The sequence below is a fragment of the Labrenzia sp. C1B70 genome (assembly GCF_000475395.1).
Classification (GTDB): Bacteria; Pseudomonadota; Alphaproteobacteria; order Rhizobiales; family Stappiaceae; genus Roseibium; species Roseibium algicola.
Genome location: NZ_AXCE01000034.1, coordinates 14,201 through 35,540 on the forward strand (window position 1 = coordinate 14,201; position 21,340 = coordinate 35,540).

The following is a 21,340-nucleotide window of genomic DNA, read 5'->3' on the forward strand; positions in this document are numbered from 1 at the left end:
TTTTTTTGTTGTCTTCGTGACTGTCCGCCCAAACGTATTCGTTTCGAATAATGAGACCGCAATTATCAATGATTTAAGGAAAACTGCCTAGCTTCTAGCCATGCCTCCTGGACTAGTGGGAGAGGCTGGGGAGATTTACTGTGATAGCCAAAACGAATTCCGCTTCTAAGAAGAGGTCGCCTTCTCTTCGACTTTCTTTTGTTATTCCGGCTCTGATGATCGTGATTACAGTCGCCGCATGTGCGGCGGTGGGTGTCATCGGCTACATGACCGGTCGCGACGGATTGCAACAAGCGGCAGAAGCCGAACTTGGCATGGTCATCACAGCGCGTAACGCGCTCCTGCAGTCGCGCCTGCACGCAGCTGAATCCCAGATCGTGAACCTGGCGTCCAGCGTTTCGGATCCGTTGAGCAACCTTGGCAACGCGACGATGAACCTTGCCAAGGAAAAAGACGAAATTCTCGGCCTGTTCCAGGCGCCGCAGAGCCCTGAAGAACGTGCAGCGGTCACAGGCAAGGAACAGAAGACAATGTATGCCTGGCGCCACACCGAGGCGCACCCGGCGTTCTACAATGTCTGGAAGAACGGCGGCTTCGCAGATCTTTATCTGCTCGATAACGCCGGTCTCATTCTTTATTCGGTCACCAAGGGTGACGAATTCCTGTCCAAGCTTGGTGAAGGCAGTGTTGCCGAAGGGACCGGCCTGGAGATGGTCTACAATGCTGCCAAGGAGCTGGGTGAGGGGGAGATCGCTGCCAGTGTCTTTGCACCCTATACCCCTGCCGGAGGCAAGGGCTCGCTGTTCCTGGCATCGCCCGTGTTCATGAATTCGTTCGGTACGATCAGCCTCAGCGGTGTTGCGGTCATGCGGATCGATTCCGATTTCCTGAGTGAAGTTGTCGCGAACCGTGAAGACCTCGGGGAAACCGGTCAGGTTTACGTGATCAACCAGGACGGCCTCGCGCTCAGCGACATGCCGCTTGCAGGTGCACCGACCGCGCTCAGCACCAGCGTTTCCAGCGGACCGGCGATTGAAGCTGCCGCCGGCACCGCTTCAGCCGGTATCGTTCAGGGGGCTGATGGCGTTGATGATCTTGTCGTTGCCCGTCCGCTGGCCTTCCAGGGGCAGAACTGGGCCATCGTTGCGGAGAAGAGTGTTGAAGAAACGCTGTCTGCCGTCATTCGCATGCGCGATCAGATGTTCCTCTGGTCGCTTGCAACAATTGCCGTTGCAGCCGTCATTGCCCTGTTCTTCTCCCAGTCGATCACCCGTCCTCTCACCACGCTTGTAGGGGCTCTCAATGCGATTGCCTCCGGTGATCTTGGTGCAGAGATCAAGGCTGCGAACCGCAAGGACGAAATCGGCGACATCGGCCGGGCCGTTCTTCAGATCCGCCAGAACGCAGCCGAAGAAAACGAGCGTCGTGCAGCCGAGGAAGCCGATGATGCAAGACGTCAGGCAGAGCAGCGCCAGGAAATGCTGGCAAGCCTTGCAGGCGACTTCGAAGCGACCGTCGGCACCGTCGTCGACAAGGTGGCTCATACCGCTGCAACCTTGCGCGAATCGGCGAACAAGATGCGCAGCATGACCGACATGGCAGGCGAAACATCTGCCAATGCGGCCACTATGTCGGAAGAAACTCTGGCCGAAGTGGAATCGATCGCAGCAGCTTCCGATCAGCTTTCCAGCTCGATCCAGGAAATCTCGACATTGATCGAACGCTCTTCCAGCGTTGCTGCCGAAGCAACCAAACGTGCGGAAACGACCAACGACACCGTTCGCTCGCTTGCGGAAGCTGCCAACCGTATCGGAGAAGTCGTCACGTTGATTTCCGATATCGCCGACCAGACCAACCTTCTGGCTCTCAACGCCACCATCGAAGCCGCACGTGCCGGTGAAGCCGGCAAGGGCTTTGCGGTGGTTGCCTCCGAGGTCAAGGATCTTGCGTCCCAGACAGGCAAGGCAACCGGCGAAATCCAGCAGCAGATCGATGCCATCCGCGGGGCGACCGACGATGCGGTTGATGCCATCGGCGACATCCAGAAGACCATCGACGAGATTACAAAGTCGGTGAGCGAAGTTGCTGCAGCCGTTACCGAGCAGAGCTATGCGACGCAGGGCATTGCAGAGAACACTCAACGGGCCGCCGGTGGAACCTCCAAGGTTACCGAGGACATCCGCAACGTTTCTTCTCTGTCGAACGATACCAACATGGCTGCACAGAACTTCTCCGAAGAAGCAGCGGACATGGCATCGAAAGCTGAAGAACTGGATCACGAAGTGCGCAGCTTCCTTGCGCAGGTTCGTTCGGCCTGAAGTAAGCCTGCATGATGAAAAAGGGGCCGCCGGCAATCCGGCGGCCCCTTTTGTATTTGCCTCTTTTCCTCCCTATCTGCCATGTATCGCGATGGATATGAGAAGATTCGAAAAAGAGGCACCCGCCATGCGCCTGGTTCTGACCAGCTTTACGCGTTCCCTTGTCATAGCGGGCCTGGTCGGCCTGATGGGTATGTCTGCTGCGCTTTCGCAGACTGTGCAGCCGTCTCCGGCCGATCTTCGGCTTGTTCCGCAAAGCGATGCGCAGATCAAACTCTCCTTCGCGCCAATCGTGAAAAAGGTCGCGCCGGCGGTGGTCAACGTTTATGCCAGCCGCAAGGTGGTGCAGCGTCGGCAAGTTTCGCCCTTCATGGACGATCCCTTCTTTCGCCGGTTCTTCGGCCAGCCCGGCGGGAACGACAGGCCACGGCAGAGGGTTGAATCGTCCCTTGGATCCGGCGTCATCATTTCGAGTGATGGTACGGTGATCACCAACCATCATGTGATCAAGGACGCGGACGACGTTCGCGTCGCCCTGAACGACCGTCGTGAATTCGATGCCGATATCGTTCTCATGGACGAACGTACTGACCTTGCGGTGCTGAAGATCCGGGGTGATGGACCTTTCGAGAGCATCGACTTTGCGGATTCCGACAGCCTTGAAGTCGGCGACATCGTGCTTGCCATCGGTAACCCGTTCGGTGTCGGCCAGACGGTTACCCAGGGCATTGTCTCGGCCACGGCTCGCACGCAGGTCGGCGTGACGGACTTTCAGTTCTTCATCCAGACCGACGCTGCAATCAACCCGGGCAACTCCGGCGGTGCGCTTGTCGATATGACCGGCAAGCTGGTTGGCATCAACTCGGCCATCTATTCTCGCTCCGGCGGCTCCAACGGTATCGGCTTTGCCATTCCGGCGCATATGGCGCGTTTCGTTGCGAAAGCTGCCGATCATGGTGGCAAGGTGCAGCGGCCCTGGCTGGGTGCGACCGTGCAGCTTGTGAATGCCGAAATCGCCGAAGCGCTGTCTCTCGATCGGCCACGCGGTGTGCTTGTGACGGCAGTCTTTGATGGTTCACCTGCCTTTGAGGCCGGGCTTCGGGTCAGCGATCTGGTGATTGCGGTTGACGGCAAGGAAGTGACCGATCCCAATTCCTTCGGCTATCGTTTTGCAACAAAGATGATTGGCGAACAGACCGATTTTGTTGTCTTGAGGGACGGTGCGGAACAGCATGTGACCGTGTCGTTGCAGCCGGCTCCAGAAACCATTCCACGGGACACGCGCGAACTTGTCGACTATTCGCCTTTCGAAGGCGCGACGGTCATGAACCTTTCGCCTGCCGTTTCCGAGGAACTGGGAATGGAAGGGATTTTCGACGGTGTCGTGATCGCCGAAGTGAAGCGCGGCAGCACCGCGGACCGTGTGGGGCTTCGCCCGGGCGACATCATCCGGGGCATCAACCGGCAAACCGTCGAGACCACCGAAATGCTGGAAGGTATCACCAAGAAGCCACCGCGCGTTTGGCAGCTCGATATCGAGCGGGACGGCAAGGTTTCACAGCTCATCCTGCGCGGTTAGGAGACAGTGTGAGCGATCTGTTCGAAGCTTCCGGACTAAGCCAGTCCGGCCCGCGGCCACTGGCGGACCGGATGCGACCGACCAAACTTGCCGATGTGGTGGGGCAGGATCACCTGCTCGGGCCGGAAGGCACGCTGTCGCGCATGCTGAAGACGCGGACGCTTGGTTCGTTGATCTTCTGGGGGCCACCGGGTACCGGCAAGACAACCATTGCCCGGTTGCTGGCTAATGAAACGGACCTTGCGTTCGAACAGATCTCCGCGATCTTTTCCGGTGTTTCGGACCTGAAGAAGGTGTTTGAAACGGCTCGCGCCCGGCGCATGAGCGGCAGGGCAACGCTGCTCTTCGTAGACGAGATCCATCGGTTCAACCGGGCGCAGCAGGACAGCTTCCTTCCGGTGATGGAGGACGGCACGATCACGCTGGTTGGTGCGACCACGGAAAACCCGTCCTTTGAGCTTAACGCGGCCTTGTTGTCGCGCTCTCACGTCATGACGTTCCATTCCCTTTCCGCGGACGCCATCGAAAAACTGCTGGCGCGGGCAGAGGCGTTGGAAGAGCGTAAGCTGCCGCTTGACGAGGAAGCCCGACGGGTGCTGATCCGCATGGCCGATGGCGACGGCCGCTCTTCTCTGACCCTGGCCGAGGATGTCTGGCGCGCCGCAGGAGAGGACGAGGTCTTCGATGCCGAGCGCCTGCAGGAAATTGTCCAGAGACGGGCGCCGATCTACGACAAGAGTGCTGACGGCCATTACAATCTGATTTCCGCGCTGCACAAGTCCGTGCGGGGTTCTGATCCCGATGCCGCCCTCTACTGGTTCTGCCGGATGCTGGATGGCGGGGAGGACCCGCTCTATCTTGCCCGGCGTCTTATCCGCATGGCGGTTGAGGACATCGGGCTGGCCGACCCCAATGCACTGGTGCAAGCCAATGCGGCCCGTGACGCTTACCAGATGCTCGGGTCGCCTGAAGGGGAATTGGCGCTTGCGCAGTCGGTGATCTATCTTGCAACGGCGCCGAAATCGAACGGTGCTTACGTGGCCTACAAGGCGGCGATGCGGGATGCCAAATCCAGCGGCTCTCTACTGCCGCCCAAGCATATCCTCAACGCGCCCACCAAGCTGATGAAGCAGGAAGGGTACGGCGACGGCTATCAATACGACCACGATGCTCCCGACGGCTTTTCCGGTCAGGACTATTTTCCAGAGCAGTTAGGCCGCAAGACCTATTACGACCCACCCCAGAGAGGGTTTGAGCGGGAACTGAGAAAACGCCTGGAGTTCTGGGACAAGCGGCGCAAGGAACGCGGCTGATCCGAGTAGCCTGAAAGATCAGGCGGTTTCGGTTGATGTCAGACGGTTGAGGGCGCTCTTGAGTGTGGCGATCAGCCTTTCGCGGTCTTCCGGTGCCATCGTGTCGGAAATCTTGTCCAGCTGGCGAGACACCAGGTCGACCTCCAGATCATCCTTGACCGGAACGGGTTCCTTCAGGCCGATTACTTCGTAGGTGGAGACCGGATAGGCAATTCCCTTGACGTTGACTTCACCATTTTCAGCGCATTTGATCTGCTCTTTCACCTGCGAATAGGTTTCGAAGGAGATCAGGATAGAGCCTGGTGTGGCAAGGCTTTCCAGGCGTGAGGCCGTGTTCACGCCACGTCCGATGATGGTGTAGTCCAACCGATCTTCGCTGCCGAAATTGCCCACGGTGCAATAGTCCGTATGGATCCCCATGCGGCATTTCATCGGTTTGGAGATACCGGCTTCCCGCCAGGCACCCTGGAGCGCCTTCATCCGGTCCTGCATGTCGATGGCCATGCGTACGCAGGCAAGCGCGTCCTCGGTCACACCACGTGTTTCCGGGTCACCGAAAAAGATCAGGATGGCGTCGCCGACGTATTTGTCGATGGTCGCGCCGTAGCGCAGCGCGATATTCGACATCTCCGTCAGATACTGGTTGAGGATCGCCGTGAGTTCTTCTGATTCAAGTCGGTCTGCCGTTTCGGTGAAGTCGGCTATATCGGAGAAGAAAACCGTCAGTTTCTTGCGTGTGGACGCAATCTTGACTTCCTGACGGCCTTCGAAAATGGATTGATAGACCTGAGGCGAAAGGTATTTGGCGAGCTGCCGCGAAAGTGCCTCGAGTTTGGTGGATTGATCCGCCAGCTGGTCCTCGACCGCTTCGCCATGCTCGATGGTCGCCTCGTACAGGAGGCGCAGATCTTCCAACTCGGATCGCAGATAGTCGTTCTCTTCCTGCAGGGATTGCAGCGAGGTCGTCTGGTCGGCTTGCCCGGTGTCATCGGAGCTTTGGGCAGCTGTATCTACACTCTTGGCCATTTCATTCCGCGTCGAAAAAGTCTGGTCTCATTGTCTGTTTTATAATGCTGAACTTTAAAGAATCACTGTCGGATCCATGAACTATCTTAGCGGAATATACAGGTCAGGCGGGGGAAAATCGTAGCAGGCTTCAGAGCGCCAAGTTCCCGGCAAGCCTCGTCGTCAAACCATGTTTGCATAGAAGTGATCGGGCGGGAGCATAGTTCCGCCATGTCTTGATTGGCGAATGGAAAGGTCCGCCGCATAAAGATAGTAGCCATTCTTTCGTGTTAGGACTTCAACATGTTCCCCACGGTGACCTCATGAAGGAAATCGAACTCAGATTGGCGCTGGTGTTTTATGGCGGCGTTTCGCTTGCCATCTACATGCATGGCGTAAGCCGGGAAATCCTCAATCTTGTTCGGGCGTCGAGCGTTCGCCTTGACCGCAAGTCGAACGGTTCTGCCCAGGAAGTACCCGATCAGGAGCTTCCTCCGGTTCAAAGCGCCTACAAGGATCTGCTCGATCTGTTGTCCTCCGTTGCCGACATCCGGGTGGTGGTTGACGCAATTGCCGGTGCGTCTGCAGGTGGCGTCAACGGCATCATGCTTGCGCGGGCCATCACCCACGACCTGCCACTCGACAGCCACAGCGAGATGTGGCTGGAAAATGCCGATGTCACGCGTTTGGCCCGGCCGCAGGCCGGTTTGTCCCGATACCTGAAGATTTCCATTTCGCCGGTGCTGGATCAGCTGATTTCCACACGGCTGACAAAGCAGATAGAAAGCGCGGAAACGCGCGAGAAGCTGCGACTGTTCATGCAGGCGCGTTGGTTCACACCGCCGTTTTCCGGTGAACGGTTCATCAGCTGGATGCTTGATGCCTGCCAGAAGATGGAGGACGGTGCCGTGCCCGGCCGCAGTCTGATCCCGCGTGGTCAGACGCTCGACCTGTTCGTGACGATCACCGATTACAACGGTATCAAGCGACGCATTCACCTGGACGATCCGGACTATGTCGAGGAGTGGGATCATCGCCGGATCCTGAGTTTCCATGCCGCGCACAGAATGCCAGGAGATATCGAAAGCCAGTTCGATGCCGACAGCATTCCGGAAATTGTCTTTGCGGCTCGTGCGACGTCCTCGTTTCCAGGGGCGTTCCCTCCTGCAACGGTTGCGGAAATGGAGCGGGTGCTGGTCGATCACGACCTGACGTGGCACAACCGGGATGCGTTTCTTGCAAGAGGACTGAACCTGACGTCCGAGACAGCCGGGCAGCATTGTTTTGTCGATGGCAGCGTCGTCATGAACAAGCCGTTTGCGCCGGTGATTGACGTTATTCAGGATCGGCCGGCGGTGCGCGAAGTTGCCCGGCGGCTGATCTATGTGGATCCGTCACCGGTGGTTCCGGTCGAAACGGATAGCACCGTTTCGGAGCTGCCCGGGTTCTTCCGCGTGATCCTGGCTTCGCTCGCTCATATTCCGCGCAATGAGCCCATCGGCGATGATCTGAAAGAGCTTGAACAGAACAACCGGCGCAGCCGCTGGCTCTCGCAACTGATCGATGATGCGGGGCCTATGGTGGAAAAGGCGGTGGCGGGCATTTTGCCAAAGCGGCGCCGGGTGACACCTGACATTCTTTCGTTATGCCGGAAGCAGGCAACCGTGGCCGCATTCGAGCAGGCAGGGTTCGCCTTTCTCAATTATCAGTCCCTGAAACTTCATTCCCTGGCTGAGCGGCTGGCTGGCCTGACGGCGCGGCTCAGCGGGCTGGACAGTGCGCGTGGACAGGAAGAAGCAATTCTGGGACTGTACTCGCGTCACACCAGCCGCCTGACAGCCGAGAGCAAGGACATCCTGGGGCGCACGGACCCGCATGTTGTTGCCTTGTTGCGCGGGCTGGATGTCGACTACCGGATACGCCGGCTTCGCTTTGCGGTACGCAAGCTCAACGGCTTCTATCACTATCGTTCGGGCTCCGACTTGCCGCCGCCCAATTTCGAGGCGCTCGATCAGATGAAGGGATTGCTCTACGAGCAGATCGATCATCTGGGTTGGCGCTGGAATGACCGGTTTTTCGGTGGCCGCAGCCGGGAACTCGCCGAAACGTTCGTTCGGGCAGCGGAGGCAGGTGGTCCGGACGCTGCCGAGCATGTCCAGCCAATGCTGAAATCCCTGACACAGATGATGGGGCTTGCCGATCTGGACAGGCTTCAGGACGAACTCTTTGCCGAGACGGCCCGAAATCTACTCGACAAGAGCCGTCACACATCCCTGATGGGAACCTATATCGGGTTCGGTTTTTTCGATCTGATCACCTTTCCCGTGTTGCAGCGCAACGACTTCTCGGAGGTGACGGAAATCCTGGTCGACCGCATCAGCCCGACCGACGCCGCAAGCCTTTATACGGAAGGTTTCGACCTAAAGGGCAAGTCCCTGAATACGTTCGGTGCCTTCTTCAATCGCGGCTGGCGGGAACATGATTATCTGTGGGGACGTCTCAACGCCGCTGACAGGCTGGTCAGCATCGTGCTGTCTGCGGCAGGTGAGGGCACTTTGCCGCAGATCCAGGTAAACCAGGCGCGTGCACGGATCTTTCTGGCGGTTCTGGAAGAAGAACGTGGCAAACTTTCTGATATTCCAGAGGAAATAGACCGGGTCGACAAGCTGGTCCGGTCGATCTATCCCGATTTCGCTCATGTGACGGAAAGCGTCTGACCGGGTAATATTCATAATTTGGCAAGTCATTCCTTGACGTGAGGTCCGCTCTTTCGCTACGCACAAAAGTGGCCAGGGAATTGCGCGTGGATATTTGAGTTGATGACTTTTATTGCCGAACATTTTGGGACCGGCCCGGAGGTGTTTCTGGGTTTCTTTCTGGTGCTTTACGCTTCCAGCTTGATCGTGCTGTTCACGACCGGCCTGACCATGACGGTGATGAACAGGCGCCACCCGGACCGCAAGATCCAGAAGCGCCAGCCGACCCACGATGCCCTGCGCGATATCAAATCTTCCATGGGGCAGCTGTCGATCACGAGCTGCTGCCTTTCCATCGGCCTTTATGCCCAGCTGAGTGGCTGGACGCTGTTCGACCCTGTCGCGTTGTCATGGTGGTCGGTGCCGTTGTTCTTCGTCATCTCGTTGGCCCTGCACGATACCTGGTTCTACTGGGGGCACCGGATCCTGCACACCAAGTTGTTCTACCGGTTCCACAAGCCGCACCACATGACGGTCACGCCAACAGTCTGGTCCAACGATGCAGGCTCCAGTGTGGATACGCTGTTCGCCCATTCCTATTATGCGCTTGTGCTATTCGTCGTGCCTATTCCGCCGCTGGTTTTCCTTGGCCACCGGTTGTTCGACCAGGTGTCGGCCGCCATTGGCCATTGCGGCTATGAGCATTTCGCAAGCCCGAGCGCACGCAAACCCTGGCCGCTGCTGTGCACGCTCTACCACGACCAGCATCACCAGTATTTCGTCTACAACTACGCCAACTACTTTTCCTTCTGGGACCGGTTCTGCGGCACCATCCATCCGACCTATGACGAACGGGTGGAAGGGTTCGAGGCGCTTTATGCCGGCACCGGCAAACAGGAAAAATCATGATGGGGCTACTCGTCGATTACCTCATCGTTCTGGCGCTCACCTACGCGGCCATGGTGGCGGTCTATTTTGCGACCGGGTTCACAATGATCGCGATAAATGCCCGTCATCCTGACCGGCGAATCCAGAAACACCGTGACGGCATGAAACGCCAGGCAGAGGAAATCCGCGCCTCCATGAAGGCGTTGGCGACATCTTCCGTCCTGCTGTCGTCTGGATATTTCGCTCAGACCCAGGGCTGGACGCTGTTCGCTCCGCTGGAACTCAGCTGGTGGTCGTTTCCGCTGATGTTCGCCGTTTGCTTCGTCCTGTTTGATGCCTGGTTCTATTGGGGGCACCGGATTCTTCACTGGCCGTCGCTCTACAAGTTCCATGTGCCTCATCACCGCTCGATTGCACCGACGGTCTGGAGCAACGACAGCTCGACCACGGTCGACACCCTGATCGAGCATTTTTTCTATTTTCTGGTCTGGTTCGTGCTGCCGGTGCCGGCCTTGAGCGTTTTTGCCCTGCGGTTGTTCGACCAGATTTCAGGCATGGTCGGCCATTCGGGCTTTGAATATTTCGCGTCCAAGTCGTCGAGATTCCCTTCGCCGCTGATTTGCACGACGTTCCATGATCTGCATCATTCGCAGTTTCACTACAATTACGGTAACTTCTTCTCGTTCTGGGACCGGATCTGCGGAACGGTGCATCCGAAGTACGATGTGCTGGTGCGGTCCATGGAAGAGACCGGGGAAATTCCGGATTCGGAAGAAACGAAAGTCAAGGCAACCGGGTAAGCCCGCACAGTACTTACATGTGTCAGCCAACCGACCAAATGGATGTATGAAGAGATATGCTCGATCAGGCGCTGACGATATTGCTTGAATTCCTGCCGATTTACGCGGCGTGCTACGCTGTGAACGTGTTCCTGTATTTTGCGACCGGCTGGGTGCTGGTGAAGATACAGGACCGGCACCCGGAGCGGCGTATTCAGCAGAATCGGCGTGGTGAAAAGCGCATGTGGAAGGAAATCCGGGCCAGCGTCTATTCGTTGACCGTGACCGCGGGCTGTCTTGCCGGTGGCATCTTCCTTTCGATGAAGGGCTGGACCCTGGTCGCGCCGCTGGAGCTGACCTGGTGGTCGGCAATCCTGATGTTTGTCGTTTCCATCCTTGCCTTCGACACCTGGTTCTACTGGGGCCACCGGTTCATGCACACGAAGGCGATGTACCGCTTTCATGCCGAGCATCACCGCTCGGTCGCGCCGACTGTCTGGAGCACCTATTCCGACGATCTGGTCGATGCCTTTGTCATGCAGAGCTATTATCTGTGGGCGGTCATCTTCCTGCCGATCCCGATCCCCGTGCTGATCGTTCACCGGCTGTGGGACCATTTCAATGGCACAATCGGCCATTCCGGTTTCGAATTCTGGGCGTCGCCGATGTCGCGTATGCCTTCGCCGATGGTCTGCGTGACTTTCCACGACCAGCACCATTCGCGCTTCCGCTACAATTACGCCAATTTCTTTTCGTTCTGGGACCGTGTCTGCGGCACCATCGACCCGAAGTACGATGAACAGGTCAAGGTGTTTGAACAGATGGGCGAAAAATCGGCTGCAAAGCCGGCGGCTCCCGGCGAATAGGGCTTTCCCTGGCCTGGCAGATTCCGTGATGGTTCACCCATGCATGGATTGAACTCGGCGTATTCAGGGACGGCTGGGACCAGTTAGAAGCGGGGCGATAGTTTGAAACATCTTTTGCTGGTGATTCTGGGCGGTGGTCTGGGTGCGGGCGGACGGCATCTGGTGTCGCTTGCGACGCTCCGTTTGTTTGGGCCGGGTTTTCCTGTTGGAACTCTTACTGTCAATGTCGTCGGCTCACTGGCCATGGGGCTTTTCATCGGTTGGCTGGTTCGCCATGAGACCGGCAACCTGCAGTCATTGCGCTATTTCGTGGCGACAGGCTTCCTCGGCGGCTTCACGACGTTCTCCGCGTTTTCGCTCGACACCTCAGTGCTGTGGGAGCGCGGCGACACGCATCTGGCACTCATGTATGTTCTTGCCTCTGTCGCCTTGTCCATTCTTGCCGTGTTTGCCGGACTGATGATCATGCGGCAGGTCGCAACTTAAGAATTCCTTCCCTTTCGGGCCGATTCCGCCTATACGCTGCGGAACGAATTTTCCCCCCGCCTTGATGCAGGGGCGATGGATGCGCGTCACGGCGGCAGGCCGGATGCCGAATTTGAGAAAAACATGTCCGCGATTGAACAGAAACAAGTGTCCGCCGATGAGGCGGGCATGCGCCTCGACCGTTGGTTCAAGTCCCATTACCCGGGCCTTGGATTCGGTCATTTGCAGAAACTACTGCGTACGGGGCAGGTCCGTGTCGACGGCAAGCGTGCCGAGACCAACACCCGTATCGCCAAGGGGCAGATGATCCGTATTCCACCTCTCGGTGTGGAACTTCCGGCGGACGACAAGAAGAATGCCAAGCCGAAATCCACCAAGCTGATTGCTGACGACCGCAAGGCCATTGAGGACATGCTGCTGTTTGAAGACAGCCAGGTAATGGTGCTCAACAAGCCGGCAGGTCTTGCTGTTCAGGGCGGTTCAGGCCTCAAGCGCCACCTGGATGGCATGCTGGACGCCTATACCGACCGCAAGGGCAACAAGCCGCGTCTGGTGCACCGTCTTGACCGTGAGACCTCCGGCATCATTCTGGTTGCCCGTACGCGTCAGGCCGCGCAGGAACTGACGAAGGCCTTCCGTCACCGGAATACCCAAAAGATCTACTGGGCAATCCTGGCGGGTGTTCCGAAGCCGTTTCAGGGCCGCATTTCCACCTTTCTGGCCAGAAATGACGGCGAAGAACGCATGCAGATCGTTCGTCAGGGCGACGATGAGGCACAGCACGCCGTGTCGCTCTATTCCGTCTTCGAAAAGTCCGGCCAGAAGCTTTCCTGGGTGACGATGAAACCGGTGACGGGTCGAACGCACCAGTTGCGCGCACATGCGGCCCATATCGGCCATCCGATCATCGGTGACGACAAGTATTTCAATATCGAGAACTGGGAGCTGCCGGGTGGTATCCAGAACCGCCTGCATCTGCTGGCGCGCCGGATCGTGATCCCGCATCCGTCGGGCCATGGCACGATCGATGTTTCGGCGCCGCTGCCGCCGCACATGCAGCAGACCTGGAATCTGCTTGGATTTGATGCAACGGACTATGATCCGGAAGTGGATGATCCCGACGACGCGCTCAACAAGCGCTGATAGCGCTTCTCTGCTTTGCCAGAAGCCTAGCTGCCGGCGGCGGGATAGACCTTCAGATTGAAGCTCTCGTCTTCCGCTGGTGGCTGGAAGTGGCTTGAGATCCGGTCGAATTCGGCCTCGGACACCGAGAACTCGTGCTTGCCGGCAGCATTGCGCTGGCGAAGCCGTTCCTTGCAGACCTCATCCGGCACATCGAGAAAATGAAGCTGATGCTTGCACTCGACCTTGTCGGCAATGGCGCGCATCCATTGCCGGCTTTCTTTCGTGTTGGCATGAAAGTCCAGTACCACGGAAAGACCGCTTTCCAGCAGGGCTGCCACATGCGGCGCTATCGTTTTTCTCAAGAGTGACGAACAGCGGACAAAATCTGCGAGGCTGGACATCTGGTCGGTGTAGAGACCGGACAGCCAGACGTCTTCCCGCAGGAGAATGTTGCCGGGACGTTCGGCAAAGCGATCCGCCAATGTCGACTTGCCGGAAGCAACCTTGCCGCAAAACAGATGAAGAGTTGGAGCGTCGTCAGATCGTAGCATTTGATGGGGAGCTCGCTGTCGGATGTTTGCAAACCTGCTGGACGTAATCAAACGCCCTGAAACAGTGCACCCAGGATCACCGACGCAAAGGTGATGCACACAACGCCCGCCACCAGTTTCCAGGCATCCGAGCGTTTCCTGAGACCAGGCCAGCCAAGCGGTTTGATCACCTGGATCGCGGCAATCATGAACAGCAGCAGCAGGATGATCTTGGTCAAGAAAAGCTCCGGGCGGGCAGGGCGCTATGCTGCAACGGCAGTTGCCTGATTGAGGCCGTCAGACCAGAATGTGCTGGCGGCCTCAAAACGATGAAACATCCCGCTCTCGACTGAAAACGGGATGTTTAGAAGGCATATCCAATCCGGCAGTTGCCTGCAAGGTCAGGCTCCGGTGCTCCGCTGAAGTTTTGCCATATAGGTCGGCAGCTTTTCCATCGACGGAACGACGATCAAGGTCTTTACGTGGCCGCGTTTGAATGCGTTCAGGAACTTGTTGTAGTCCTTGAAGGCAACACAGCCATGGGACCCGATGGAGCGGCGCAGCAGACGCGTATGGGTCAGCATGCCGTCACGGCCTTTCATGGCAGCACGGTCCTGCGGCAGCATGCGAATGGCCTCCACGCCATGGAAGCGCCGTTCGCGCATTCTCAAGTTGTAGATGTTGGGCGGCGTCGGGCCGAGCATCTTCACGTGCGAAAACTTCGGATTGTCCATCCGGTGTCCAATGCCGGAATGAGCCTCCAGCTTGGTGCCGTCGGGCATGTGAACGGTTGCGGCGCTGATGTCATAGACGGCGATCTTGCTGCCTGCACCGGGAAGTCCGGGCTTGGCGCTGCCGAACAATTTGCCGAGACCGCCGAACACTCCGTTTTCATCATCTTCGGGATTTCCTGGCGTTGCATAGGCCAGAACGGGAGACGCTTGTTCAGGCTTTTCCCTGCCTTCAGGACGGTTTTCTGCAACCACAGGCGCGCTGCGGCGCGGCGGTTCGGGTTTCATGTCCGGGGTCGGCGGCAGAATGGCGCCGGGTTTGGCCGAACTACCCGCAGCCATGGCAATGTTCACGGTCGTTTGTTCAGGTTTTGCAGCAACATTCGTCTCTGCTTCAGCCGTGGTGCCGACGCTTTGTAACGCTGCGACCTCTACGTTCGGCGCAGTGTCATCGGCTGCCGGTTCATCGAGCGCGGCAACACTTGTGGTTTCTGAAGCAGCTTGATGGGCCAGAAGTGTCTGGGCGAGTTTCAGCCTTGCGAGCTTGGCGGCAAGGGCCACCTTCGCAGCCTTTTTAGCCTCGGCCTCGAGTGCCGCCGCTTCCGCCTTCAGGGCAGCTTCTGCTTTCTCAGCTATTGCTGCTGCCTGTTCAGCGGCTTTTTCCGCTGCAAGAGCGGCTTCCGCTTCGGCGCTTTGCCGTTTTTTCGTTGTCAGCGCAATCGGGGCCAGACCAAGAGAAGCTGTGGCAGGGGTTGTCTGCGCAAGCGTCAATTTCTCCTGCGGCTCAGTGCCGGCGGCGACAAAATGAGACGGGGCGATCGAGGTTCCAAGATAAGTGGCGGTACCGGCCAAGCCGGATATCACCAAAGTTGCCCCCGCGAGGATCGTATAAAAAGTCCGGCTGGTCTTCCGGGATGTTGCTTGCCCCTTCAGGCCGACCTTTTGTTTCTTCTGAATCATTCAGACAAAACCACTCTGTTACGCCGGTCTTGTTCGACCGCGCTCCAAATTCGTATCCTTTGGTGACAATCTTGCCCCAAACGTTCATGCCCACCCGCCTGCAGCAGTATCGTCGATCATGGTAACCAAGTTCTTTACGATAAATATGCAAGCGGCCAAGAGACCGGTAATCACTCTAAAGAGGCAATTTTCGGGCGGTTTTTCAAAATTGGCGATATCCAAAGATTGAACGTCAATTTGCCGCAGACTGTGGAAGTCTTTGCCTATTGTTGAATTTACCAATCAATGACGTAGATGTCGGCAAAACTTCCAATCCGGCGCAGTGTCAAATGTGCTCTTGACCCCCGGGGGAAAACCCGGCACATGCGGGCTACTTTCCGTTCGCTTGGCACAGGATGCCCATGTATCTGATCATCTTCGACGTCGACGGCACGCTGGTGGACAGTCAGAAAACCATTTTGCAGGGCCTGCAGGTCGGTTTCGAGGCTGCAGGCCTGCCCATGCCTGACCGGGAAACGGCGCTCTCAATCGTCGGACGGTCGCTGGACGAGGCTTTTCTGGATCTCGTTGGACCTGAACACCAGGACAAGATCCCGGTGATGTCCAATGCGTATAAACAGGCCAAGTGGTCCCGCAGGAGGGAAGGGCTGGATCTTGACCCGCTTTATCCGGGTGCTCGCGAGGCTATCATGCGGCTGAATGCGCGTGACGATGTCCTTCTTGGAATTGCCACCGGCAAAGCGATGCGTGGGGTCAAGCACATGCTGGATACCCATGATCTGCATGGACGCTTCGTGACTGTCCAGACAGCTGATACCTCGCCCTCCAAGCCTCATCCGGACATGGTGCTGCGGGCAATGGCGGAGACCGGAGCGGACAGGACACGAACCATCATGATCGGTGATACCGGTTTTGACATGGCGATGGCCAAGGCCGCCGGCACACATGCCTTGGGCGTTGCCTGGGGTTATCATGATCATGACCGGCTGAGTGCTGATGGTGCAGACAAGATCATCCAGACCTATGCCGAGCTGGATTTGGCACTTGGTGAACTTCTGGATTTCGACAAGGAAACAATGTGATGCGCGACTTTCTTGAAACCTTGCAGGAAGATGCGGCCAAGGATCCGGAGCAGCGGGCGCGCGAACTCTCCCGGCGCGAATTGCCTAAGCGTTTCTACAAGGAAGCAACCCATGTTGCCGTGGACGGCGGTTTCGCGATCCATCTGGACGGAAGGCCCGTCAAGACACCGGGCAAGGCGGCCTTGTTGCTGCCGAGTGAGGCGCTTGCCGCAGCGGTTGCCGCCGAATGGCAGGCACAGCAGAAGGAAATCAATCCGGCCACCATGCCGCTGACCCGGATTTCCAATTCAGCGCTTGATGCAGTCAGCATCCGGTTTGGCGAAGTGGCTGACGATATCACCCGGTTTGCCGGCAATGATGCGCTGTGCTACCGCGCGGACGATCCGCAAAGCCTTATCGACACCCAAAGGCGCTTGTGGGATCCGGTCGTGGACTGGGCAGGCGGGTTGCTCGGCGGCCGTTTCGTGCTGATCGAAGGTGTCATTCACGCTGCCCAGCCGGAAGCGTTGCTTGCCGCCTATCGGGCCCGACTTTCCGACCTGACGCCGATGCGCCTCGCAGCGCTCCATACGATCACCAGCCTGACAGGCTCCGCGCTCCTGGGGCTTGGTCTGCTGGAAGACTACCTCGACGCCGATGCCGCCTGGACGGCCGCTCATGTGGAAGAGGACTTCAACATCGAGCGCTGGGGCGAAGACGCGGAAGCTGCTCTCGTCCGGGCCTACAAGCGCAAGGAATTCGACGCGGCGGTTTTGATCCTGCGAGAAGCGTAACAATTTCCCTGCGATGTGGTGTGGAGCGTATTCGCTTCACCCCAAGTAGAACGTCGTTGCCATCAGAAAGAAAATGAGCACGCCGAGGACGTCGTTGGACGAGGTGATGAAGACACCGATGGCCATGGCCGGGTCGATGCCGATCTTGTCCAGAATGATTGGTATGGTAGCGCCGACCATGGCCGCAAGCGTGGTGACGCACAGCAGTGATAGCGATGTGGCCAGGGCAAGGTGCAGCGGGTCTTCCAGCGGCACGATCAGCGAAGCCACGAGCACGAGACAGCCCAGGATCGTGCCGGCGATAGCGCCGTTGAAGAGCGCCGCCACCAGTTCCTTCAGCAGGCGGTAGAAGATATCGCCGGACCACAAGGCTCCGGTCGCAATGCCTTGTACCGCCACAGCGGAGGCCTGCAGACCCGCGTTTCCGGCCATCGACATGGTGACGGGAATGAAAGCGGCCAGGATGGCGGCTTCCGCCAACTGGTCTTCATAGGAACCGACCACCGTTGCAGCAACGCTGGCCCCCACCAGACCGGCGAGCAGCCAGGGCAGGCGGCCGCGTACTATACGCAGCACCGTGTCATCCGACCTGGCTTCTGAGGAAACGCCGCTCATCAGCAGCATGTCTTCGTTGGCTTCGTCCGAGGCGATGCGTGTCAACTGCTTGGGCGTGATCCGGCCGATCAGGTGGCCTTCTCCGCTGACGACCGGCACGGTGCGCATGTCGCGTTTTCGGGCGAGCCGCAGCACTTCTTCCTGGTCAGTGTCCGTGGACACGGCAATGACGTCGCGGTTCATGAAACTGGACAATGTGGCGTCCGCCGGCGCGAGCAGAAGCTTGCCGACTTCCACCGTTCCGGTCAGTTTGCCGTCGGCATCGGTCACATAAACGGTAAAGACCTTGCGAATGCGGCTGGCTTCCGCGCGCATCTGCGCGACAGCTTCGCCGGCGGTGCAGGTTTCGGGAAGGGCGACGAACTTGCGGGCCATCACGCGGCCCGCCGTGTCGTCGGCATAGGAACCGCGCGTTGCGATGTCTTCCACATCCGGCAAGCGCGCGATCAGTTCGTCCGCGACATCGTCCGGAAACTCGTTGAGAATTTCGATGGCGTCTTCCGGATCGAGACCGGCGAGAATGTCCCGAAACTGCTCAAGAGTGGATTCTTCCATCAGGATCGAACGGAATTCCGGTCGAAGCTCGGCAATGACCTTGATCGACGGGTTGGCCGGCAACCACTGGAACAATTTGCGGGCCTGTTTCAGGCGCAGCCGCGTCAACAATTGCATGACGTCGACGGGGTCCCAGCGCTTGAGCAGTTCGACCAGCTGCGTGCGCTGGCCCGACTTGATCATCTCGCGCACGGCCCTGAGCGCAGCATCATTGATTTCCAGCGGTTCGTTAGCCGGCTCCCTGGTCCATGCGGTTGGATCAAGCTCGGCGACGTCGCTGGAATTGCTCATGGATACTCACTTTCCGGAAGAGTCCGGTCCGCTTCTACTGATCGATTGTGACGTCCGCCTGACAGTTTCCTGCCGGATCAGACCTCAAATTCCTCAATATCGGCAAAGGCCTGCCGCAGCTTGTCGGACCAGCCCCGGGACAGTTTCTGGAAATACGGGTCGTCCTGCTGGATGCGCACCTGGCGGTCGGTGGAAAAGCTGTCGGTGTTGTAGAGCAACATGTCGATGGGCATGCCGACAGACAGGTTCGACCTCAGCGTGCTGTCAAAGGACAGCAGCACCAGCTTGGCCGCTTCACCGAGGCGCATGTCCGCACGCGTGACCCGGTCCAGGATCGGCTTGCCGTATTTGTGCTCGCCGATCTGCAGATAGGGCGTGTCTTCACAAACCTCGATGAAGTTGCCGGCCGCATAGATCTGGAACATGCGCGGTTCCTCACCCTTGATCTGGCCGCCCAGAATGAAGGTGACGAAGAAGTTTTCCGCACTTGTTGCAAGGGCTTCGCCGTCGATCGCCTTGACCTCACGAACCGCACTGCCGACGAGGCGGGCAACCTGGAACATGGTTTTTGCGGTCATCAGCGTCGCCCGGTCGCTTTCCGCGGACGTGATGTGCTCACTCAAAAGCGAGACGACGGCCTGGGTGACGGCAAGGTTGCCGGCCGAGAGCAGGGTGATCACCCGCTCGCCTGGCTCTTCCCATACGTGGAGTTTCTTGAAGGTGGCAATGTTGTCGACACCGGCGTTGGTGCGTGTGTCCGCGGCGAACACCAGCCCGCGATCCAGTTTCAAGCCAACGCAATAGGTCATTCCCAAGCCCTCAGACTGCGCCAAGACCCGTTGCTGGAGCCCCTGTAGGGCAAGCATCCATCAGGCAGGGCGCAGGTTGCCCTTTAATATCTTTTGCTGGAGTGAGCCTGTTCGGGCGGTTTGAAAGGACACTTACTGCTGTTGCTGGAACGCGGCCTGGGCCACATCGACCTCAACATGCAGGTTTTCCTCAAGCCCGCCAAAACGGATCCCCCTGATAGGGGCAGCTGAACGGGAATCCAGGCCCACCGTCAAGCGGATATAGCGATCGGTCGGACACATTGCGTTGGATATGTCGAATCCGGTCCAGCCAAGACCGTTAATCATCACTTCGGCCCATGCGTGATGGGCTTCCGAAGCCTGTTCGTCTTCGAGCAGCAGATAGCCGGAAACGTATCTTGCCGGAACGCCGATGGAACGTGCGGCGGCGATGAAAATATGCGCGTGATCCTGACAGACGCCTTCTCCGGCGGCCAGCACGGCAGTGGCCGGAGCGTGCGTCTCGGTGACGCCCACCTTGTAGTCGACCTTGTCGCGGATGGCATGCATCAGAGCATGGAAACCGGCAATCTTGTCATGTCCCTCCGCATTGGCCGCCAATCTGCGGATCGCCTGGTTGGATTGCGTAAGCGGAGTGACCCTTGTGTAGATCCGCGGTGGGATGCCGGCATCCGGTTCGTGGCCGAGAATTCCGTTGGTATCCGTCGTCTCGACAATACCGCTGGCGGTGATCTCGACGTCCTCGATCGGCTCGCTGCGCGACACCATGTGAACCTGGTTGCCGAAGGCGTCCTTGTAGGTCGTCGCCCGTTCAATGCCGGGTGCTTCGATTGACCATTCGACAACTCTCTGGCTCGGGCCATCCTCGGGCGTCAGGCGCAACTGCTGCATGGCGTTGGCGAGTGGCGTCTCGTAACGGTATCGGGTCGTGTGTCTGACAGTCAGTCGCATGCTGCACCGGTTCTGCGGGGTTCCAGGGTCAGGCGAAATTGTAGTCTTCGCAAAGCTGATGGGCGAAAAGATTGTTTTTGTTGATGAAATCCGAGAGGAAATCATGCAGTCCCTGCTGATAGATTTCGTGCATCTGCTTTTCAGCCAGGTCTTTTGCCATGTCCGCTGCCATGTCCAGGCTTGGTTCGCGCGAACCATAGAACTGGGCCAGGTCTTCCGCGGTATCGGCCATCCAGTCGTAGCAATGGGCAAGGGACCGGGGCATTTCCGTTCTGAGGATCAGAAACTCGGCAATGTTGAACGCTTTCAGTCGGGCATTCGGATACGCAAACCGGTAGCTTCTCCGCCCGGACAGGGCACGCAGGATCGCGGACCACTGATAGTGCTCCAGAGAGCCGTCATCGATGATGTCGCTGTCCGGCAGCAGGGTCCAGTAGTAGGTGTCGAGGATGCGGGCCGTGTTGTCCGACCGTTCCACGAAATTGCCCATCTGGCTGAAGAAATAACCGTCGTCGCGCAGGATCGTGTTCAGCAGCGCGCCCCGGAACAGGTGCGCCCGCTGATTAACCCAGGCAAGAAAGTCCGGCAGTTTTTCCTGGGTGATGGATTGCGGGTTCACGTCAGTGAACTCGATCCATGTGGTGTTGATGGCTTCCCAGAGTTCAGCCGTGATGCCTGTTCGAACGGCACGGGCGTTGTTCCTGGCAAGTTCCAGGCAGCTGCGGACGCTTGAGGTGTTTTCCTTGGAAAAGATCATATGGGCCGCCACGTTGCGGCCGTTCAGTTCCTCGTATTTCTGCTTGTACCCGGTCTCGCACCCCGAGCAGGCGAGGGCGAAGGTCCAGTGGGTTCCGTCCTCCTGACCCGAATGGGAGATGATCGCGCCACGACAGGCGACCTCAAGGAGACGGGAAACATTCTGGGCACGCTCGTGGTAGCGCGACATCCAAAACAGCGAAGAGGCGGTTCTTCCGAGCATCTGGTTCTC

Annotated in this window: 18 protein-coding genes and 1 pseudogene; 11 read left to right on the top strand and 8 right to left on the bottom strand. The window is 58.2% G+C overall.

Annotated elements, in window-relative coordinates; genetic code table 11:
- Positions 1-215 precede the first annotated feature (215 nt).
- The 3 genes from Q666_RS54815 to Q666_RS54825 all read left to right on the top strand — a co-directional run bounded on the left by Q666_RS54815 (position 216) and on the right by Q666_RS54825 (position 5,210).
- Positions 216-2,318, top strand: a complete 2,103-nt coding sequence (locus tag Q666_RS54815; RefSeq protein WP_022998252.1) for a methyl-accepting chemotaxis protein — start codon at positions 216-218, stop codon at positions 2,316-2,318.
- A gap of 127 nt (positions 2,319-2,445) precedes the next feature.
- Complete coding sequence (locus Q666_RS54820) at positions 2,446-3,897, top strand: DegQ family serine endoprotease (protein ID WP_031268321.1); 1,452 nt, start codon at positions 2,446-2,448, stop codon at positions 3,895-3,897.
- Between the two features lie 71 nt (positions 3,898-3,968).
- Complete coding sequence (locus tag Q666_RS54825) at positions 3,969-5,210, top strand: replication-associated recombination protein A (protein ID WP_208984281.1); 1,242 nt, start codon at positions 3,969-3,971, stop codon at positions 5,208-5,210.
- Positions 5,211-5,228: 18 nt separating this feature from the next.
- Here the strand turns inward: Q666_RS54825 and Q666_RS54830 are convergent.
- Positions 5,229-6,062, bottom strand: a pseudogene (locus tag Q666_RS54830) (adenylate/guanylate cyclase domain-containing protein); the annotation flags it as partial.
- Between the two features lie 476 nt (positions 6,063-6,538).
- Here Q666_RS54830 and Q666_RS54835 point away from each other — a divergent pair.
- The 6 genes from Q666_RS54835 (at position 6,539) to Q666_RS54860 (ending at position 13,073) form a co-directional block, all read left to right on the top strand.
- Positions 6,539-8,932: a patatin-like protein gene (locus Q666_RS54835; protein WP_022998256.1), complete on the top strand. Its 2,394-nt coding sequence runs from the start codon at positions 6,539-6,541 to the stop codon at positions 8,930-8,932.
- A 102-nt stretch (positions 8,933-9,034) separates the two neighbouring features.
- Positions 9,035-9,820 carry a sterol desaturase family protein gene (locus Q666_RS54840; RefSeq protein WP_022998257.1) on the top strand — a complete coding sequence of 262 codons (786 nt, stop codon included), beginning with the start codon at positions 9,035-9,037 and terminating at the stop codon, positions 9,818-9,820.
- Complete coding sequence (locus Q666_RS54845) at positions 9,817-10,599, top strand: sterol desaturase family protein (RefSeq protein ID WP_031268323.1); 783 nt, start codon at positions 9,817-9,819, stop codon at positions 10,597-10,599. The genes Q666_RS54840 and Q666_RS54845 overlap by 4 nt, the downstream gene beginning before the upstream one ends.
- Positions 10,600-10,655: 56 nt before the next feature.
- Positions 10,656-11,444 carry a sterol desaturase family protein gene (locus tag Q666_RS54850; protein WP_022998259.1) on the top strand — a complete coding sequence of 263 codons (789 nt, stop codon included), beginning with the start codon at positions 10,656-10,658 and terminating at the stop codon, positions 11,442-11,444.
- Positions 11,445-11,546: 102 nt separating this feature from the next.
- The gene (crcB, locus tag Q666_RS54855) at positions 11,547-11,930 is read left to right on the top strand and encodes a fluoride efflux transporter CrcB (RefSeq protein WP_031268324.1); all 384 of its coding nucleotides are present in this window, start codon (positions 11,547-11,549) and stop codon (positions 11,928-11,930) included.
- Between the two features lie 123 nt (positions 11,931-12,053).
- The gene (locus Q666_RS54860; protein WP_035909367.1) at positions 12,054-13,073 is read left to right on the top strand and encodes an RluA family pseudouridine synthase; all 1,020 of its coding nucleotides are present in this window, start codon (positions 12,054-12,056) and stop codon (positions 13,071-13,073) included.
- Between the two features lie 26 nt (positions 13,074-13,099).
- On the opposite strand, the gene Q666_RS54865 is transcribed toward Q666_RS54860, so the two are convergent.
- The 3 genes from Q666_RS54865 to Q666_RS54870 all read right to left on the bottom strand — a co-directional run bounded on the left by Q666_RS54865 (position 13,100) and on the right by Q666_RS54870 (position 15,276).
- The gene (locus tag Q666_RS54865; protein ID WP_022998262.1) at positions 13,100-13,606 is read right to left on the bottom strand and encodes an ATP-binding protein; all 507 of its coding nucleotides are present in this window, start codon (positions 13,604-13,606) and stop codon (positions 13,100-13,102) included.
- Positions 13,607-13,653: 47 nt separating this feature from the next.
- The gene (locus tag Q666_RS66445; RefSeq protein WP_022998263.1) at positions 13,654-13,824 is read right to left on the bottom strand and encodes a hypothetical protein; all 171 of its coding nucleotides are present in this window, start codon (positions 13,822-13,824) and stop codon (positions 13,654-13,656) included.
- A 162-nt stretch (positions 13,825-13,986) separates the two neighbouring features.
- On the bottom strand, positions 13,987-15,276 hold the full coding sequence (locus tag Q666_RS54870) for a tlde1 domain-containing protein (protein WP_022998264.1): 1,290 nt from the start codon (positions 15,274-15,276) through the stop codon (positions 13,987-13,989).
- Positions 15,277-15,677: 401 nt separating this feature from the next.
- Here Q666_RS54870 and Q666_RS54875 point away from each other — a divergent pair, with 401 nt between their 5' ends.
- Together Q666_RS54875 and Q666_RS54880 are read left to right on the top strand one after the other, a co-directional pair.
- A complete protein-coding gene (locus Q666_RS54875; RefSeq protein WP_022998265.1) occupies positions 15,678-16,358 on the top strand; it encodes an HAD-IA family hydrolase in 681 nt (226 codons plus the stop codon).
- The gene (locus tag Q666_RS54880) at positions 16,358-17,131 is read left to right on the top strand and encodes an ATP12 family protein (RefSeq protein ID WP_022998266.1); all 774 of its coding nucleotides are present in this window, start codon (positions 16,358-16,360) and stop codon (positions 17,129-17,131) included. Before Q666_RS54875 ends, Q666_RS54880 begins: the two co-directional genes overlap by 1 nt.
- Before the next feature lie 36 nt (positions 17,132-17,167).
- On the opposite strand, the gene mgtE is transcribed toward Q666_RS54880, so the two are convergent.
- The 4 genes from mgtE to Q666_RS54900 all read right to left on the bottom strand — a co-directional run bounded on the left by mgtE (position 17,168) and on the right by Q666_RS54900 (position 21,331).
- Complete coding sequence (gene mgtE / locus Q666_RS54885; protein WP_022998267.1) at positions 17,168-18,592, bottom strand: magnesium transporter; 1,425 nt, start codon at positions 18,590-18,592, stop codon at positions 17,168-17,170.
- Between the two features lie 77 nt (positions 18,593-18,669).
- Positions 18,670-19,401 (bottom strand): proteasome-type protease, encoded by a 732-nt coding sequence (locus tag Q666_RS54890; protein WP_022998268.1) that lies wholly within the window; start codon positions 19,399-19,401, stop codon positions 18,670-18,672.
- 132 nt (positions 19,402-19,533) lie between these two features.
- Positions 19,534-20,352: a transglutaminase family protein gene (locus Q666_RS54895; protein ID WP_022998269.1), complete on the bottom strand. Its 819-nt coding sequence runs from the start codon at positions 20,350-20,352 to the stop codon at positions 19,534-19,536.
- Positions 20,353-20,380: 28 nt separating this feature from the next.
- The gene (locus Q666_RS54900) at positions 20,381-21,331 is read right to left on the bottom strand and encodes an alpha-E domain-containing protein (RefSeq protein ID WP_022998270.1); all 951 of its coding nucleotides are present in this window, start codon (positions 21,329-21,331) and stop codon (positions 20,381-20,383) included.
- Between the last annotated feature and the right edge of the window lie 9 nt (positions 21,332-21,340).